Annotated in this window: 16 protein-coding genes; 13 read left to right on the top strand and 3 right to left on the bottom strand. The window is 70.7% G+C overall.

What is annotated here, in order from left to right; translation table 11 throughout:
• Positions 1–66 precede the first annotated feature (66 nt).
• Complete coding sequence (gene folP, locus ABGB10_RS13510) at positions 67–936, top strand: dihydropteroate synthase (RefSeq protein WP_347661229.1); 870 nt, start codon at positions 67–69, stop codon at positions 934–936.
• Positions 937–1003: 67 nt separating this feature from the next.
• Here the strand turns inward: folP and ndhC are convergent, their stop codons facing one another.
• Positions 1004–1381, bottom strand: coding sequence for an NADH-quinone oxidoreductase subunit A (gene ndhC, locus ABGB10_RS13505; RefSeq protein ID WP_088986508.1), 378 nt, complete (start codon positions 1379–1381; stop codon positions 1004–1006).
• Positions 1382–1511: 130 nt separating this feature from the next.
• Between ndhC and ABGB10_RS13500 the strand changes: the two genes are divergently transcribed.
• The 3 genes from ABGB10_RS13500 to ABGB10_RS13490 all read left to right on the top strand — a co-directional run bounded on the left by ABGB10_RS13500 (position 1512) and on the right by ABGB10_RS13490 (position 6099).
• Positions 1512–2939 (top strand): hypothetical protein, encoded by a 1428-nt coding sequence (locus tag ABGB10_RS13500; protein WP_347661228.1) that lies wholly within the window; start codon positions 1512–1514, stop codon positions 2937–2939.
• 285 nt (positions 2940–3224) lie between these two features.
• Complete coding sequence (locus ABGB10_RS13495) at positions 3225–5072, top strand: 2-oxoacid:acceptor oxidoreductase subunit alpha (protein WP_347661227.1); 1848 nt, start codon at positions 3225–3227, stop codon at positions 5070–5072.
• Positions 5065–6099: a 2-oxoacid:ferredoxin oxidoreductase subunit beta gene (locus ABGB10_RS13490; protein WP_347661226.1), complete on the top strand. Its 1035-nt coding sequence runs from the start codon at positions 5065–5067 to the stop codon at positions 6097–6099. The genes ABGB10_RS13495 and ABGB10_RS13490 overlap by 8 nt, the downstream gene beginning before the upstream one ends.
• A gap of 71 nt (positions 6100–6170) precedes the next feature.
• Here ABGB10_RS13490 and ABGB10_RS13485 read toward each other — a convergent pair whose 3' ends face one another.
• Positions 6171–6815, bottom strand: coding sequence for an NAD(P)H-dependent oxidoreductase (locus ABGB10_RS13485; protein ID WP_347661225.1), 645 nt, complete (start codon positions 6813–6815; stop codon positions 6171–6173).
• 82 nt (positions 6816–6897) lie between these two features.
• On the opposite strand from ABGB10_RS13485, the gene ABGB10_RS13480 reads away from it, so the two are divergent.
• Complete coding sequence (locus tag ABGB10_RS13480) at positions 6898–7377, top strand: MarR family winged helix-turn-helix transcriptional regulator (protein ID WP_347661224.1); 480 nt, start codon at positions 6898–6900, stop codon at positions 7375–7377.
• 59 nt (positions 7378–7436) lie between these two features.
• Here ABGB10_RS13480 and ABGB10_RS13475 read toward each other — a convergent pair whose 3' ends face one another.
• On the bottom strand, positions 7437–8450 hold the full coding sequence (locus tag ABGB10_RS13475; RefSeq protein ID WP_347661223.1) for a potassium channel family protein: 1014 nt from the start codon (positions 8448–8450) through the stop codon (positions 7437–7439).
• A 167-nt stretch (positions 8451–8617) separates the two neighbouring features.
• Here ABGB10_RS13475 and ABGB10_RS13470 point away from each other — a divergent pair, with 167 nt between their 5' ends.
• The 8 genes from ABGB10_RS13470 (at position 8618) to ABGB10_RS13435 (ending at position 15796) form a co-directional block, all read left to right on the top strand.
• The gene (locus tag ABGB10_RS13470) at positions 8618–9130 is read left to right on the top strand and encodes a SigE family RNA polymerase sigma factor (RefSeq protein WP_347661222.1); all 513 of its coding nucleotides are present in this window, start codon (positions 8618–8620) and stop codon (positions 9128–9130) included.
• A gap of 11 nt (positions 9131–9141) precedes the next feature.
• On the top strand, positions 9142–10257 hold the full coding sequence (locus tag ABGB10_RS13465; protein WP_347661221.1) for a hypothetical protein: 1116 nt from the start codon (positions 9142–9144) through the stop codon (positions 10255–10257).
• Positions 10258–10371: 114 nt separating this feature from the next.
• On the top strand, positions 10372–10869 hold the full coding sequence (locus tag ABGB10_RS13460; RefSeq protein ID WP_347661220.1) for a helix-turn-helix transcriptional regulator: 498 nt from the start codon (positions 10372–10374) through the stop codon (positions 10867–10869).
• A 158-nt stretch (positions 10870–11027) separates the two neighbouring features.
• Positions 11028–11606: an ATP-dependent Clp protease proteolytic subunit gene (locus ABGB10_RS13455; protein ID WP_347661453.1), complete on the top strand. Its 579-nt coding sequence runs from the start codon at positions 11028–11030 to the stop codon at positions 11604–11606.
• A gap of 81 nt (positions 11607–11687) precedes the next feature.
• Positions 11688–12455, top strand: coding sequence for a hypothetical protein (locus tag ABGB10_RS13450; protein WP_347661219.1), 768 nt, complete (start codon positions 11688–11690; stop codon positions 12453–12455).
• Positions 12456–12644: 189 nt separating this feature from the next.
• The gene (locus tag ABGB10_RS13445) at positions 12645–12995 is read left to right on the top strand and encodes a DoxX family protein (RefSeq protein ID WP_347661218.1); all 351 of its coding nucleotides are present in this window, start codon (positions 12645–12647) and stop codon (positions 12993–12995) included.
• Between the two features lie 103 nt (positions 12996–13098).
• A complete protein-coding gene (locus ABGB10_RS13440) occupies positions 13099–14553 on the top strand; it encodes a right-handed parallel beta-helix repeat-containing protein (RefSeq protein ID WP_347661217.1) in 1455 nt (484 codons plus the stop codon).
• Positions 14554–14671: 118 nt separating this feature from the next.
• Positions 14672–15796, top strand: a complete 1125-nt coding sequence (locus ABGB10_RS13435; RefSeq protein WP_347661216.1) for an SGNH/GDSL hydrolase family protein — start codon at positions 14672–14674, stop codon at positions 15794–15796.
• Positions 15797–16132 lie beyond the last annotated feature (336 nt).

The following is a 16132-nucleotide window of genomic DNA, read 5'->3' as shown; positions in this document are numbered from 1 at the left end:
CTCCGACGACCGACTAGCGTCGGGTTCGGCCGCCGCGGCGACGGCGCGGACTCTCAGGAGGCGGGCATGGCGGGGGCGCTTCGGCTGGGTGGGCGCACGTTCGCCCCCGGCGAGCTGGTGGTCATGGCGATCATCAACCGCACGCCGGACTCGTTCTTCGACCGAGGGGCCACCTTCGCCGCCGACAACGCGCTGCGCGCGGTCGAGCGGGCGGTGGACGAGGGCGCGGCCATCCTCGACATCGGTGGCGTCAAGGCCGGCCCGGGCCTGGACGTGGACGTCGCCGAGGAGATCCGGCGCACGGTGGACACGATCGCCGCGGTCCGGGCCGCCTTTCCGGAGGTGGTGATCTCCATCGACACCTGGCGCGCCGAGGTGGCGACGGAGGCCGTGGCCGCCGGCGCCGACCTGCTCAACGACACCTGGTCGGGTGCCGACCCGACGCTGGCCCGGGTGGCCGCGCAGACCGGCGCGGGGCTGGTCTGCTCGCACGCCGGCGGTCTGGTCCCCCGGACCAGACCGCACCGGGCCGCCTTCGACGACGTGGTCGCCGACGTGGTGACGACGGTGACCGGGCTCGCCGAGCGCGCGGTCGCGGAAGGGGTACGCCCCGACGGAATCCTCATCGACCCGGCTCACGACTTCGGCAAGAACACCCGGCACTCCCTGGAGATCACCCGTCGACTGGACGAGCTGACCACGACCGGCTGGCCGGTGCTGGTGGCGCTCTCCAACAAGGACTTCGTCGGTGAGACGCTGGATCTGCCGGTAGCCGAACGCCTGGAGGGGACGCTCGCCGCGACGGCGGTGTCGGCCTGGCTGGGCGCCCGGGTCTTCCGGGCCCACCAGGTCGGCCCGACCCGTCGGGTGCTGGACATGGTGGCCTCGATCCGGGGTGACCGCCGGCCGGCAGCGACTCGCCGGGGCCTGGCCTGACCGGTCGTCGCCGTAACCGACCGCGAACGGCCGGGTCGACCGGCACGATCGCCGGAGGTCGCGACGCTCAGGTCCAGCGCAGGATGTTCCTGCGCCAGGCATAGAGGATGCCGAGCGCGAGCACCGCCACGAACACCGCCATCTCCACCACCGTCACCAGACCGAAGCCCGGCCGGTCGAAGACCACCGCCCAGGGGAAGAGGAACACCGCCTCGACCGCGAACAGGACGTACAGGTAGGCGTAGACGTAGTAGCGGATCTGCATCTGCGCCCAGTCCGCACCGACCGGGTCGAGCCCGCACTCGTAGCTGGCCCGCTTGCCGGGCGGATCGGCCGGACGGGCCGGACGTAACACCCGGTTGGCCGAGAACGCCGTAACGAAGAACAGGACGCTGGCGAGCAGCAAGAGCCCGAGCGTCGCGTACGAGCCCAGGTATCCGGTCACAGTTCGGCAGCCTACCGCCCGGTCGGAAGCGCCGTCCCGAACACGTTACGGATTTGTTTCCAGTCGGGACTAGTGCACCAAGGCAACTGTTACCGAATACTGGATCCCCACCCATGGCACCGGAGGACAGATGGCCCGCCCGAAGGCATCGCCCGGTCTCCGGGCCGAGCGGCGTCGTTCCGCGCCCCGGCTGGCGACCGCGCTCACGCTCGGCCTGCTCGCGGTGCTCGCCGTGGGACCGACCTGGGCCAGCGCGGCGACGCCCGACCCGGACCCGGTGGTGGTGGTCACCGATCCGGTCAGCGAACCCGAGGCCACCACGTCGGAGGAGCCGCCCCCGACCGAAGGGCCGACCGATCCGGCGCCCACCGATCCGGCGCCGGAGACCACCGCTCCCGCGCCGGAGACGACCCCGCCGGCACCGGTGACCACCGCTCCGGACGTGCCGCCAGCGCCGACCATCACCGCACCCGCGCCGGGCGGGCAGCCCACGGCGGCGCCTCCCGTTCCGCCGACACCCCCGGTGCCGCCGGTCCGCCCACCCGCGTCCGGTCCGGTGCCGCCGCCGAGCCCACTGGGCGTCCAGGTCACCACCCACGACGTCACCCTCGGCGAGGCGTACTGGAACACGGCAAGCACGGCCACCACGTTGCAGGTCACCGTCCACAACACCGGCACGACCTTGCAGCGGATCCGCCTCTCGTACAAGCTGCCGGCCGGGCTGTCCGACGCCGGGACGAAGGGCTGCACCGCCGCCGGTGCCGACACGTACCGCTGTGGGGCCTGGACGGCCGAGGCGGGCGCGCGCTTCAGCGCGCTGCTCCGCCTGCGGGTCGACGGCGACGCCTGGAGGCAGATGCCGCTCGCCGGCTCCGTCCAGGTCGTCGCCGAGGCGCCGGGAGTGCCCGGGGAGGCGTCCGACGACCAGGGCTTCGCGGTGCTCTTCCCGCCCGGTCCGCCGGTGCCCGGGATCGCTCTCGCCGCCGACGAGGTGGCGTTCGACATCAGCGGCACCGCCAGCATCCTCGCGCTCCGGCTGGGCAACACCGGCTCGGTGGACGCCGCCGGGCGGGTGGAGGTCGTCCTGCCGGCCGGGGTGACCGTTCCGACTCCACCGGCCGGCTGCGTGGCGGTCGACCCGACCCGGACCCGCTGCGACGCGGGCGTGGTGGCGGCGGGCAGGACCGCTGAGCTGCGGTTGCCGGTGGAGGCGACGCCGGAGGCGCAACGGGAAGCGCCGTTGTCCGGGGCCGTGATCGGTCTACTCGACCCGCGCAGCGGCGCGACCCGCCAGGTGCAGATGAGCTTCCGGATCACCGCTGCGGCCGCTCTGGCCACGCCGGTGGTCTCGCCGCCCGCGCCGACCGGCTCCCAGGGCGTACTCCCCGGGGGTGCTGCCGGCGACGACGGCGGGATGACCTCGGTGCGGCGCACCGCGATCATCCTGATCGCGGTCTCCGCGCTGCTGGTGGTGCTCGCCCTCACCCTGGCCACGATCTCGCTGCGCCGCCGCCTCAACGGCCCGGCACCCGGGCCCGCGCCCAACCCGGTCGACTGATCGCTCGGCGACCCCGCCGCACCCGGTCGGGGTCGCCGTGGTGATCCGGTCGTGATCTGAATTACGGCGGGCGGGGCGTAACGCCGCAAACCGGGGCAGTCCGCAGCCGTTAGGGGTCCCAGTCGGCGGACCTCCGGGGATGGTTAGGGCTCCCTTAGACGTAGGCTCTCAGGTGAGGTACGACAGCGGCCGGACCAGCCTGGGCGGTGCGGTGAGACGTTGCGTCGAGGAGGTTCCGTGGCCGGGCAAGGCGAGAGCCCCGCAGTCGCGAACGAAGGTGGCACAGTGACCAAGCAGATCCGTCAACTCGACCGGGTGGTCATCCGGTTCGCCGGCGACTCCGGCGACGGCATGCAGTTGACCGGCGACCGGTTCACCTCGGAGACGGCGCAGCTCGGCAACGACATCTCCACGCTGCCAAACTTCCCCGCCGAGATCCGAGCCCCCGCCGGCACCCTGCCCGGCGTGTCGAGCTTCCAGGTGCACTTCGCCGACTACGACATCCTCACCCCGGGCGACGCGCCCAACGTGCTGGTGGCGATGAACCCGGCGGCCCTCAAGGCCAACCTGGCCGACCTGCCGCGCGGCGCGGACATCATCGTCAACACCGACGAGTTCACCAAGCGCAACCTCGCCAAGGTCGGCTACCAGACCAGCCCGCTGGACGACGAGTCGCTGGCCGGCTACGTCGTGCACCCGGTCGCGCTGACCTCGATGACGGTCGGTGCGCTCGCCGCGTTCGAGGTGTCCAAGAAGGACGCCGAGCGGTCGAAGAACATGTTCGCCCTCGGGTTGCTCTCCTGGATGTACTCCCGGCCCTACGAGTCGACGCTGCGCTTCCTGGAGCGCAAGTTCGCGTCCCGCCCGGAGCTGGTCGCGGCGAACGTCGCCGCCTTCAAGGCCGGCTGGAACTTCGGCGAGACCACCGAGGACTTCGCGGTCCGCTACGAGGTCAAGCCGGCGAAGATGAAGCCGGGCACCTATCGAAACATCACCGGCAACGCGGCGCTGTCGCTGGGGCTGGTCGCCGCCGGGGTCCGTTCCGGGCTGCCGGTCTTCCTCGGCGCGTACCCGATCACGCCCGCCTCGGACATCCTGCACGAGCTGAGCAAGCACAAGCGTTTCGGCGTTCTCACCGTGCAGGCCGAGGACGAGATCGCCGCGGTCGGTGCCGCGCTGGGCGCGTCGTACGGCGGTTCGCTCGGTGTGACCACCACCAGTGGTCCGGGCGTGGCGCTCAAGAGCGAGACGATCTCGCTGGCCGTCGCGCTGGAGCTGCCGCTGGTGATCGTGGACGTGCAGCGCGCCGGCCCGTCGACCGGCATGCCGACCAAGACCGAGCAGGCCGACCTCAACATGGCGCTCTACGGTCGGCACGGCGAGGCGCCGGTCGCGGTGATCGCGCCCCGCTCACCGTCGGACTGCTTCTTCGCGGCGCTGGAGGCGGCCCGGATCGCGCTGACCTACCGCACCCCGGTGATCCTGCTGTCCGACAACTACGTCGCCAACGGCTCGGAGCCGTGGCTGCTGCCCGACGTGGAGTCGCTCCCCGACCTGCGGGTCGAGTTCGCCACCAAGCCCAACGGCGAGGACGGCACCACCTTCCTGCCGTACCTGCGTGACCCGGAGACCCTGGCCCGGCCGTGGGCGATCCCCGGCACGGCGGGTCTGGAGCACCGGATCGGCGGCCTGGAGAAGGCCGACAAGACCGGCGACATCTCCTACGACCCGGCCAACCACGACTTCATGGTGCGGACCCGGGCCGCCCGGATCGAGACGATCCCGGTGCCGGACATCGAGGTGGAGGACCCGGACGGCGACGCCCGGGTGCTGGTCCTCGGCTGGGGCTCGACGTACGGGCCGATCGGCGCCGCCTGCCGCGGACTGCGCCAGCGCGGGCTGTCCGTCGCCCAGGCACACCTGCGGCACCTGGCCCCGATGCCGGCCAACCTCGGTGAGGTGCTGCGCTCGTACGACAAGGTGGTCATCCCGGAGATGAACCTGGGTCAGCTCGCCCACGTCATCCGGGCCCGCTACCTGGTCGACGCGATCAGCTACAACCAGGTCCGCGGTCTTCCGTTCACGGCCGCCGAGCTGGAGACGACGCTGGAAGAGGTCCTGAAGAATGTCTGAGCCCGTCGCCCTCAAGCTCACCGCCAAGGACTTCAAGTCCGACCAGGAGGTGCGCTGGTGCCCCGGCTGCGGTGACTACGCGATCCTGGCGGCCATCCAGCAGTTCATGCCGGAGCTGAACATCCCCCGGGAGCGCACCGTCTTCGTCTCCGGGATCGGTTGCTCGTCCCGCTTCCCGTACTACATGAACACGTACGGGATGCACTCGATCCACGGTCGGGCCCCGGCGATCGCGACCGGCCTGTCGGTGTCCCGGCCGGACCTGTCGGTCTGGGTGGTCACCGGTGACGGCGACGCGCTCTCCATCGGTGGCAACCACCTGATCCACGCCCTGCGGCGCAACGTCAACCTCAAGATCCTGCTGTTCAACAACCGGATCTACGGCCTGACCAAGGGTCAGTATTCTCCCACCTCCGAGGTCGGCAAGATCACCAAGTCGACCCCGGCCGGCTCGGCGGACGCCCCGTTCAACCCGCTCTCGCTCGCGCTCGGCGCGGAGGCCAGCTTCGTCGGCCGGACCATCGACTCCGACCGTAAGCACCTGCAGTCGGTGCTGCGGGCCGCCGCCGAGCACGAGGGTTCGGCGTTCGTGGAGATCTACCAGAACTGCAACATCTTCAACGACGGGGCGTTCGAACAGCTCAAGGACCCGTCCACCCGGGACGACTACCTGATCCGCCTGGAGCACGGGCAGCCGATCACCTTCGGTGCCGATGGGCAGTTCTGCGTGGTGCACCCACCGGGCGGCTTCGGCCTGGAGGTCCGGGAGACCAGCTCCGTCAGCCCGGAGGAGATCGTCGTGCACGACGCGACGGTCACCGACCCGGCGTACGCGTTCGCGCTCTCCCGGTTGCCCGGCCTGGACCTGCGCAACACCCCGATCGGAGTCTTCCGCTCGGTGGACCGGCCGTCCTACGACAGCGTGGTGCAGGGTCAGCTCGCGGCCGCCAAGGCGACGGTCACCGAGACGCCCGAGCAGCAGCTCGCCGGCCTGCTGGGCAGCGGCGACACCTGGACGATCCTCTGAACCGTCGTATCTGACGAGAGCGGCCGTCCCCGGGATCGGGGGCGGCCGCTCTCGTTCGTGCCGGTGCTGGCTCAGCGCAGGGCGGAGGCCGGCGTCCAGAGGTTGTCGATCTCCTTCTCGGCCGCCGCGAGGCTCGCCTCGTGCAGCGGGACCAGCTCGGCCATCGCCGGCACCGACGGCGCCAGGGTCAGCTCGGCGCTGATGAAGCGCGGCTGCATGCCGGTCATCGAGAGACCGTGCGGGAGCCACGGCTCGGCGTGGTCCCAGCCGTAGCGAGGGGTGCCCTCGCCGTAGCCGCCGCCGCGGGTGGCCAGCACCACGAACTCACGGCCGCCGAGCATTCCCTCCTGCGTCGTCGGGTCGTACGCCAGCCCGGGAACGATCAGGTGGTCGACCCAGGACTTGACGCTGCTGGGCGCACCGAAGTTGTAGAGCGGCAGCCCGAGCAGCACCACGTCGGCCTGCTTCACCTCGTCGACCAGCCGCTCGCTCAACTCCCAGGATTCGCGCTGCGCCGGGGTGTGCTGATCCGGTGGCGTCATCCGAGCCAGGCCGCCCTCCGCGTCCAGGTGCGGCAGCGGCTCGGCGCCCAGATCTCGGTAGGCCACCGTGCCGTCTGGGTGAGCCGCACGCCAGGTGGCGACGGCGCGGGCGGTGAGCCTCCGACTGACCGACCAGTCACCCCGAATACTCGAGTCGATATGCAGCAGATGCATTATTCCTCCTCCAAGGATCGTCTGTGCAGCACCAACTATTTATAGCAGGCCGATGTTCCGCTGAGTCGGTAGACTGGGTCACATGTCCGCGCAGCCGCTCGACTCCGCAGAGCACCGCTCGGGCGCACTCCTGGACCATCTGGCCCGGCGGATGCGACTGCGCTCGGAGTCGGTGCTGGCGCCGCTGGGCCTGCGACCCCGGCACCTGGTCGCGCTCACCGTGCTGCGCGCCGGCGGCGGCACCGGCCAACAGGCGCTCGCCACCATCCTGGAAATGGACAGCACCAACATCGTCGGGCTGCTCAACGACCTGGAGGCCAAGCAGCTGATCGAGCGTCGGCGCTCACCCGAGGACCGCCGGCGACACGTCGTCGAACTCACCGAAAGCGGGGCAAAACGCCTCAGCGAGGCGGAATGCGCTCTCGCCGGCGCGGAGAACGAGGTGCTGGGAGCGCTGGGCCCCGACGAGCGGGAGACGCTCTACGAGCTGCTCAGCCGGGCCTCCGCCGGCACAGCGGTCAACTGCACCGAGGCGATCTGCGCCGGGGACGACCCGCTCTGACGACAGGCCGCCGAGGCCACCCTGACGGCAGAGCGGTCAGGTCACACGCGGTGGAACCGTCAGACGGTCGTGGCCGACTGGGGGCGGTCGTCGCGTACGTGCACCAGCATGTCGCCGGTCTCGATCACCGCACCGGCCCGGTCGGCCAGGGTGACCACCTTGCCCCGCCGCACCAGGGCGATCACCAGGGAGTCCAGCTCACGCGGTGAGCGGCCCACCTCGTCCCGCTCCGCCGAGCGCATCGCCAACGCCATGCCCTGCCCCGGAGTGAGCAGGTCCTCCACCACGTCGATCAGCGGCGGAGCCGAGGTGGACAGACCGAGCAGCCGGCCCGCGGTCGCCGAGGAGACGATCACGTGGTGCGCGCCGCTCTGCTTGAGCAGCGGGGCGTTCTCCGCCTCCCGCGCCGCCGCGATGATCCGGACCTGGCCGGCGGTGAGCTGCCGGACCGTCAGCGCGACCAGGACCGAGGCATCGTCGCTGTCGGTCGCGATGATCACGGCCTTGGCACTCTTGACGTGCGCCTCGTTCAGCACCGACGACCGGGTCGCCGAACCCTCGATCGCCACCAGCCCGGCGGAGGTGGCCTGCCGCAGCGCGGTGGCGCTGCGCTCCACCACCACGATCCGAGAACGGTCCAGACCGTTCTCCATCAGGGCGGAGACCGCACTGCGCCCCTTGGTGCCGTAGCCGCAGATGATGACGTGGTCCTTCACGGCTCTCCTCCACCGCGACAGGCGACGGCCGGTCCGGTACTGCTCGGTCAAGACTTCCAGGGTGGTGCCGACCAGGATGATCAGGAAGATCACTCGGGCCGGCGTGATGAAGAGGACGTTGACCAGCCGGGCCGACGGCGAGGCCGGCGTGATGTCCCCGTAGCCGGTGGTCGAGAGCGACACGACCGCGTAGTAGAAGCAGTCGAGCAGGGTGAGGCCGTCCTCGTTGACATCGCGGTAGCCGTCCCGGCCCAGGTAGACCGCGGCGACCACGGCGAAGACCAGGCCCAGGGCAGCGGCGAGCCGTAGGCTCAGCGCGCTCAGTGGGCCCCGACGCTGTGCGGGGAAATGGATCACCGTCGAACCTGCTCCCCCGCCGTCGCCTGCACGCCCACAACATAGCGGGTACGCCGGGAATCGCACGCCCGGGTCGCTCACGGACAACCGACAGCGGTCTCGCACCCGACTACTGGACGACAACAACGAACCGGTACGGGCCGGCAGACGGAGGGGGCGCGACCCTCGTGACGACGAGCGGCAGACGACGAGCCGAGGCCGACGATGAATACACCGAGTACGTCCGATCCCGGATGCTCCAGTGGCGACGCACCGCCTACCTGATGTGCGGGGACTGGGACCGGGGCGACGACATCCTGCAACGCGTACTCACCGAGCTGTACCGAAACTGGGCACGAGTCCGGCAGGCCGACCACCTGGATGCACTCGTACGCACCATGCTGCTGCGGCGGCTGATCGACGAGCGGCGGTTGCGCTGGGCGCGGGTCCGGCTCGGCACCGCACTGCCCGACGTGTCGACGCCCGCGACCGACCCGACCGACCGGATCACCCTGGTCGGGGCGCTGCGTCAGGTGCCGCCGCGCCAACGTGCGGCGCTGGTCCTGCGGTACTTCCAGGACCTCAGCGTCGAGGAGACCGCCCAGGCGATGGGCTGCTCGACCGGGACCGTCAAGAGCCAGACCGCCAAGGGCCTGGCCACCCTGCGCACCCTGCTCACCCCCAGCCTGACCGGCAACTGAGAGGAGCGACGATGCTTGACGAACGCCAGATCGGCGACCTGATGCTGACCGAGATCGAATCGGCGGAGCGGCCCTCCACCCTGCTCGACGTGGACCGGGCGATGACCACCGCGCGGCGGCAACGCCGCCTCGCCCAGGGGGCCGGAGCCGCGCTGCTGGCGGCGGCCCTGACCGTCGGCGGCCTCACCGTTCCCGACCTGCTGGCCCCGGACCGGGCGCCGACCCCCACCCCGTTCGGCACGGCGCCCGCCGGCGGCGAGACCGGCCTGCCGGTCGCGCTCACCACGGTCGACCCACAGCGGGTGTACGTCCGGTTCGGCTGGCTGCCGGACGGGTTGCGCAATCTCCAGTACCAGGCCGGCCTGCTGCTCTCCGGTCCCGGTGTCCACCTCGGCGCGTCCAACGGCCGCACCGACGACCAGCGGCAGTTCGTGGCGGTCTCGCTTCTCCCGAAGGGCGTGCAACCGCCGGCGCCCCAGCGGGACAACGGGGAGTTCGCCCTGGCCGGTGCCACCGAGGCCGGCCCCGAGCTGAACGGTGGGCCGAGCGTCTTCACCAGCTACTCGGGCGCCGAGAAGCCCGAGGCGATCCTGCGCTGGGAGTACGCCCCGAAGGGCTGGGTGCAGGTCCGCGTGTTCGGGGTGGGACCAGATGCACGGGACGCTGCGGTGCGGGTGGCCCGTACGCTGCGCTTCGACACGGGCATCGTCCCGATGCCGGCGGCGGTGACAGGCGTGCCGGCCAACCTGGGGCTGATCCAGGTCGACGTGTCCGAGTCCCTGGATGAACCTCTGACCTGGTACGCCGGGATGACCTGGACCGCGGAGCCAGGCACCGATCCCGGCCGGCAGCGGGCCCGGACGCTGACCGTTGGCGTCTCCCGCTACCGCAACGTCACCGACCCCGCCGACAAGGCGTACGTCGACCCGAACACCACGGTCGACGGGCACCCGGCGCGGTTCGGTGGCGAGAAGGGCAACGAGTCGCTGACCGTCTACGACGTCAACGGGGCAAACGTGACGATCGACGACAGCGCTCTGCTCCCCGGCGGCGGCACCCGGGCCTTCTTCCCGGCGGTCACGCTGGTCCCCGATCCGGCAACCTGGCACACCCACCTGTACCGGTGAGAGCCCCGGGCCCGCGCCGAACGAGCGGCGCGGGCCCGGGACGGGTCGGCCCGGACGGCCGGGGACAGGCATGATGAGGGTGTTCCCGACGACGACCGCGAAAGTGAGGCCGGCATGTCGTTGCTGCGACGAGTCATCGGCGGAGTGCTCCGCCGCCACCGCCAGCGTCAGGGCCGCACGCTGCGCGAGGTGGCCGCGTCGGCAGACGTCTCCGTGCCCTACCTCTCGGAGGTCGAGCGGGGCCGCAAGGAGGCCTCGTCGGAGGTGTTGGCGGCGATCTGCCGGGCGCTCGGCATCAGCCTCGCCGACCTGCTCGGCGAGGCCCGCGACGACATGCGCAGGGTCGAGCCCCGCCTCCCGGCCGCGCCGCGCGCCGCGCTCACCCACCTGGAACGGGTCGATACGACTCGGCGCGAGATCGGCAACGCCACCCTGCTGGTGGGTCCACGTGTCAGCGGGTTCGTCCTGCACTGCGGGCCGGTGCCGAGCCAGCCGACCCTCAGCGTCGGCGGAAAAGCCTCCGCTGGTGGCTGTTGCCCCGGTCCGCGTACCGCCGCCCTGGCTGACAGCGCACAGACCCGGCTCGGCCTGCGGCGGCTGACCGCCGCGTAGGCCGCGCTGGTTCTGCCGTCGGCGGATCTGCCGGCGGCAGAATCACTGGGCCAGCCACCGCCGTCGCCCGCACGCTGAAGGGGCCGGTCCACCGGGCGGTCCCCGCCGCCCGCCGGCACGGTGGAAGGCGGCGGCACATGCTCTGGTTCGACGCGAACATGCGGGACGGCGGACAGCCGTCCTTCGGCGATCAAGTGTTCGAGCGGCTGCTGCGGGAGCGGATCGTCTTCCTCGGCACCGAGGTGACGGAGGAGTCGGCCAACCAGATCTGCGCGCAGATCCTGCTGCTCGCCGCCGAGGACGCCGACTCGGACATCTACCTCTACATCAACTCGCCGGGTGGCTCGGTGAGCGCGGGGATGGCGGTCTACGACACGATGCGCTACGTCCGCAACGACGTGGCCACGCTCGCGCTCGGATTCGCCGGCTCGATGGGGCAGTTCCTGCTCTGCGCGGGCGCGGCGGGCAAGCGGTACGCGCTGCCGCACTCGCGGATCATGATGCACCAGCCCTCCGGCGGGATGGGCGGCACCGCCTCCGACATCACCATCCAGGCGGAGAACATGCTGCACGTGAAGCGGACGATGCAGGAGCTGATCGCCCAGCACAGTGGACGGACGCTGGACGAGATCCAGCGCGACTGGGACCGGGACCGGTGGTTCACCGCCGAGCAGGCACGGGAGTACGGCCTCGTCGACCAGGTGCTCAGCCGAGCCGAACAACTGACGACCGTCTGATCCTGCCCCTGCCGCCCGACCTGCCGCGCGGCGGCTGCCGCTCGTGAAATCGGGTGGCAGTCGCCCGTTAGGGTCACGTCTATGCGTCGACTGATCCCAGCCCTTTCGATTGCCCTCGCCGCGACCCTCGTCGCCGGCTGCGGCACCAACTCCGGCACCCCGGCGGCCTCAGGTTCCTCCGCCGCGCCCGCAACGTCCAAACTCGAGCCGACCGCTGCCGTCCAGCAGGGCATGGACCGCAGCCTCGCCGGCACGCTCACCATGGACGCCTCGGTCAAGGCCGGCAACCAGTCGATCACCCTCACCGGAAAGTTGGACACCGCCGCCCGCACGCTCCAGGTCACCGGCAAGGCCCCGGAACCGGTCGAGGCACGACTCATCGGGGACGTCGCCTACATCAAGTCGGATTCCGCTGACGGCGGGAAGCCGTGGATGAAGATCGACCTCAGCAAGCTCAGGCCGAACAGTTCGCTGCGCCAGTCCTTCGACCTGAAGGCGCAGACCGGCCTCATCGGCGGCGTCGTGTCCGCCCAGGAGGTGGGCAGTGGCCGTTACACCGGCGTCGCCGACCTGGAGAAGGCCGCCACGGCCGCCAACACGGACGGCGGAATGCGCGCGGGCCTGGAGTCGACCGCCAAGCTGGCGAAGGACCCGAAGGCGATCCCGTTCGAAGCGACCCTCGATGCCGACGGCCGCCTCACCGCACTCTCCTACACGATCGCCACGAAGACGCTGGGTGACCTCGTCACCGACATGCGCATGAGCGACTTCGGCAAGCCCGTCACGGTGGAGGCACCGCCGGCCGGCGAGACCGAGGCCGCCTCCGAGGACATGTACAAGTTCCTCTGACCCGTCGGCACGTCCCCGGCGTCACCGGCGTCACCGGCGTCACCGGCGTCACCGGCGTCACCGGCGTCACCGGCCGAGCGTGGGCTGCGGGTCTCCCGCAGCCCACGCTGTGCCACAGGTCACAACGATCCACGTAACATCCCGCAGCCCCACCCCGTCCTTGCGGCAGACAGCCACAAGGGAGGGCACATGTTCGCCGCATACGTCACGGTCACCATCCTCGCCTCGGTCTTCACCGGCATCGCCGCCGTCACGTACCTGATCGGCCACGACTATCCGAAGGCCCAGGCGGACATGAAGGGCGTGCCACACTCCTGGCTACCGCGGTTGGGCGCAGCGCTGGCCGCCGGGTCCCTCGGGCTGTTGGCCGGGTTCGCCGTGCCACTGCTGGGCACACTCGCCGCCGCCGGTCTCGTGCTCTACTTCGTCGGCGCGCTCATCGCACACCTGCGGGTCGGCTCCCGCAACCTCGTGGGATGGGCGATCTTCTTCGCCACCTCGATCGCCGCCCTGGCGGTGAACCTGACCTACCACTGGTGATCGATTCCGCCGCGGGCCCGACAACGTTCCGCGAGCGGGTCAGTGCGGATCGGTGATCTTACGTAGTCTCTCCGCACCAGGAAGATCAGCGGGGAGGCTCTTGATGGAGATGGTCAGCAGGCGGAGCGCACTGCGCGCCGGTTTGGTCTCGACTGTGGCGGTCGGCGGCTTGGCGGTCAGCGAAGCAGCGGCACAGGCGGCCCCGGTGGGCGCGACGGCGGACACCGGCGTGGGCTGGATCTCGGTCCTCGACCACGGCGCGGTGGGTGACGGCACGACCGACGACACCGCAGCCATCCAGGCGACGCTGAACGCCGCCGCCACCGGCAAGCAGAGCGTGTACTTCCCCGCCGGGCGGGTCTTCCGGGTACGGGACCAACTCACGGCGCAGGGTCTCACCGACGTCGTCATCGCCGGCGACGGCGCGACCCTGGCCCTCACCGGCGCGGCGCCGTCGGTCATTCCCACGCAGAGGGCCGTGCTGCTGTTCCGTGACTGCCGGCGAGTCAAGGTGGTCGGGCTCACCGTGCGCGACACCGACCGCTCCCAGCAGTACGACGGCGTCCGCATCTCCTCCTCCACCGAGATGGTGGTGGACGGCGTCCGGGTGCACAGCGTGCGGGTCAACGGCATCGTGGTGTTCGACGCCGTGCCTCGCGCGAGCGATGACGTCCTCATCACCAACTGCACGACCGAGGACACCCGGTTCGGCATCTCGTCCAACGGCAAGGACGTCCGCATCACGGACAACCACGTCGCGATGGACTGGCCGTCGACCGACGAGGCCCGTCGCTACGGCGGCGTCCACCCCGGCTACGGCAGCGACTCCGACTACTTCGACGGCATCTGCGTCTGGGCGGGCGCCGACCGCACGGTGGTCGCCAACAACACCATCACCGAGTGCGGCCAGAGCGGTGTCTACGTCCAGGCGGTCTCGAACATCGTCGTCGCAGACAACACGGTGACCGGATGTCAGTTGCGGGGCATCGAGATCGACGGGCTCGGCGACCCGGGCAAGAGCGTGCACGGGCGGGCCATCGGCGTCTCGATCACCGGCAACGTGGTGGTCAACTGCATCGGTCAGATCAATCTCATCGCGACCACCGATGCGACGGTGGTGGGCAACCGCGTCGCCAACGGCAGCGCCACCAGGCAGTCGTCCGGGATCGCGGTCAACCTCAAGTGCAGCAAGATCGTCGTGTCCAGCAACCACGTCCGGCAGGCGAACCCGACGATGCCGGCGCTCTTCGTCCAGGACAACGACCCGAAGAAGCCCGAGGAAGTTCTGATCTCGACGGACGTCACCCTGGCCTGGAACACCATCGAGGGCACCATCCCATACACCGCACCGGCGGAGACGGTCGTCATACACCGCTCAGGTCCGGCGATGATCACGGCGCAGGGCTCACTGAAGACGAGCGGCAAGGTGATCGCCGGCGGCGGGCTCGGCGTGGGCAACAGTGTCGCGGCAACGTCGCTCGGCTCGATGGTCCGCAAGATGGAGGTCTTCTCCTCGACCGGCCAGAGCCTCGGCTGGGTCGCGATCCACAACAGCTGACATGCGCGCACTCATCGCAATCCTTGCCGCCGTCGCACTGCCCGTCGCGACGCCCCCGAGTACGGATGACCCGTCGGCACCAACGTTCAGAGCCCGGGTAGGCATCTGGGCGCCGGCTGTGGAGGGCTCCGGCGAGTCCTTCTCCAACCAGACGATCCGCCAGGTCGTCTACGCGTCCAGCGGTGGCACGTCACCTCGCGTGCGGGTCTCCAACCTGCGGGGCACCACAGCCCTGGCCGTCGGCCACGTCGACCTCGCCGAGCAGAGCATCGGCGGGGTCGCCAAGACCGGCAGTCACCACCAGCTCACCTTCGACGGCTCCGCGACGGTCACGATCCCGGCCGGCCAGGAACGGATCAGCGACCCGGCCGACATGAGAGTGACCTCCGGGCAGAACCTCCTGATCAGCATCTACCTGCCCGGCACCACCGGCCCGTCGACGGTGCATCCGGCCGCACTGATGGACACCTACGTCTCCACCGCCGGCAACCACGCGGCGGACGACAGCAGCGCCGACTTTCCTACGCCGCGACGGTGGTCCTGGTTCTTCCTCACCGGTCTCGACGTGGTCAGCACGACCGCCGCCGGCACCGTCGTGGCCTTCGGTGACTCGATCACCGACGGGTATTCGTCGAGCCATCTGACCAACCGGCGGTACCCGGACTACCTGGCCCGCCGCCTCGCCGCCCAGCCCGGCGGACCGAAGCTCGGCGTGGTCAACGCGGGCATGGCGGGCAACAGGGTCCTCAGTGACCGCAACCCGACGGCCGGGGGCCGCAGCGCCCTCAACCGGTTCGACCACGACGCGCTCGACCATCCCAGGGTGCGGTCCGTCATCCTGCTCGAAGGGGTCAACGACCTCGCCGCCGACGCGACCGCGACCCAACTGCAGGAGGGGTACCGGCAACTTGTCGGCAAGGCCCACGCCCGTGGGGTCGCTGTTTACGGCGGCACGATCCTCCCCTTCGGCGGGGCCAGCCTCCACACCGCCGCCCGTGAAACGGTCCGGCAGGAGGTGAACACGTGGATCCGGACCAGCGGCGTGTTCGACGGGGTCATCGACTTCGACGCGGCGCTCCGCGATCCAGCGGACGGGTCGAAGCTGCTCCCGGCCTATGCGCACAGCGACAACCTGCATCTCACCGACGCTGGGATGAGCGCCATGGCCAACTCGGTCGACCTCACCATGATCACATCGACCGAGCGGCGGGAAAGCGTATCCGCAGGCCATGCAGCGTTCTAGCTGATCTTCAAGGTGCCCCCCGTCGCACTCCGGTCGGTCACGCCCGGCGGCGGGCCCGTCGAACGAGTTCCCGATCACCGGCATCCCGCCCTGGTCCGGTCTCTCGGGCACCGGTAGCGCGGGACCGCGTGGCCTTAGCCGATCCACGGCCAGACGATTGGCCTCAACGGAGCAGCAGCTCCACGCGCAGCGGAACGCCGAGAGACGCGCGCAACGCCAAGACGGCGATCGACGATGCAGCGCCTTGCGGTTGGAACCTGCCCCCAACGTCCACCGGATCAGGCAGCACCTCGCGGTGACGATCTGGCCCGAGGCTGCCAGATCGTCACTTCCTGC

The organism is Micromonospora sp. B9E7, assembly GCF_039871815.1.
In the GTDB taxonomy this organism is placed as follows: domain Bacteria; phylum Actinomycetota; class Actinomycetes; order Mycobacteriales; family Micromonosporaceae; genus Micromonospora.
This window is presented reverse-complemented; position numbering and strand designations above follow the sequence as displayed.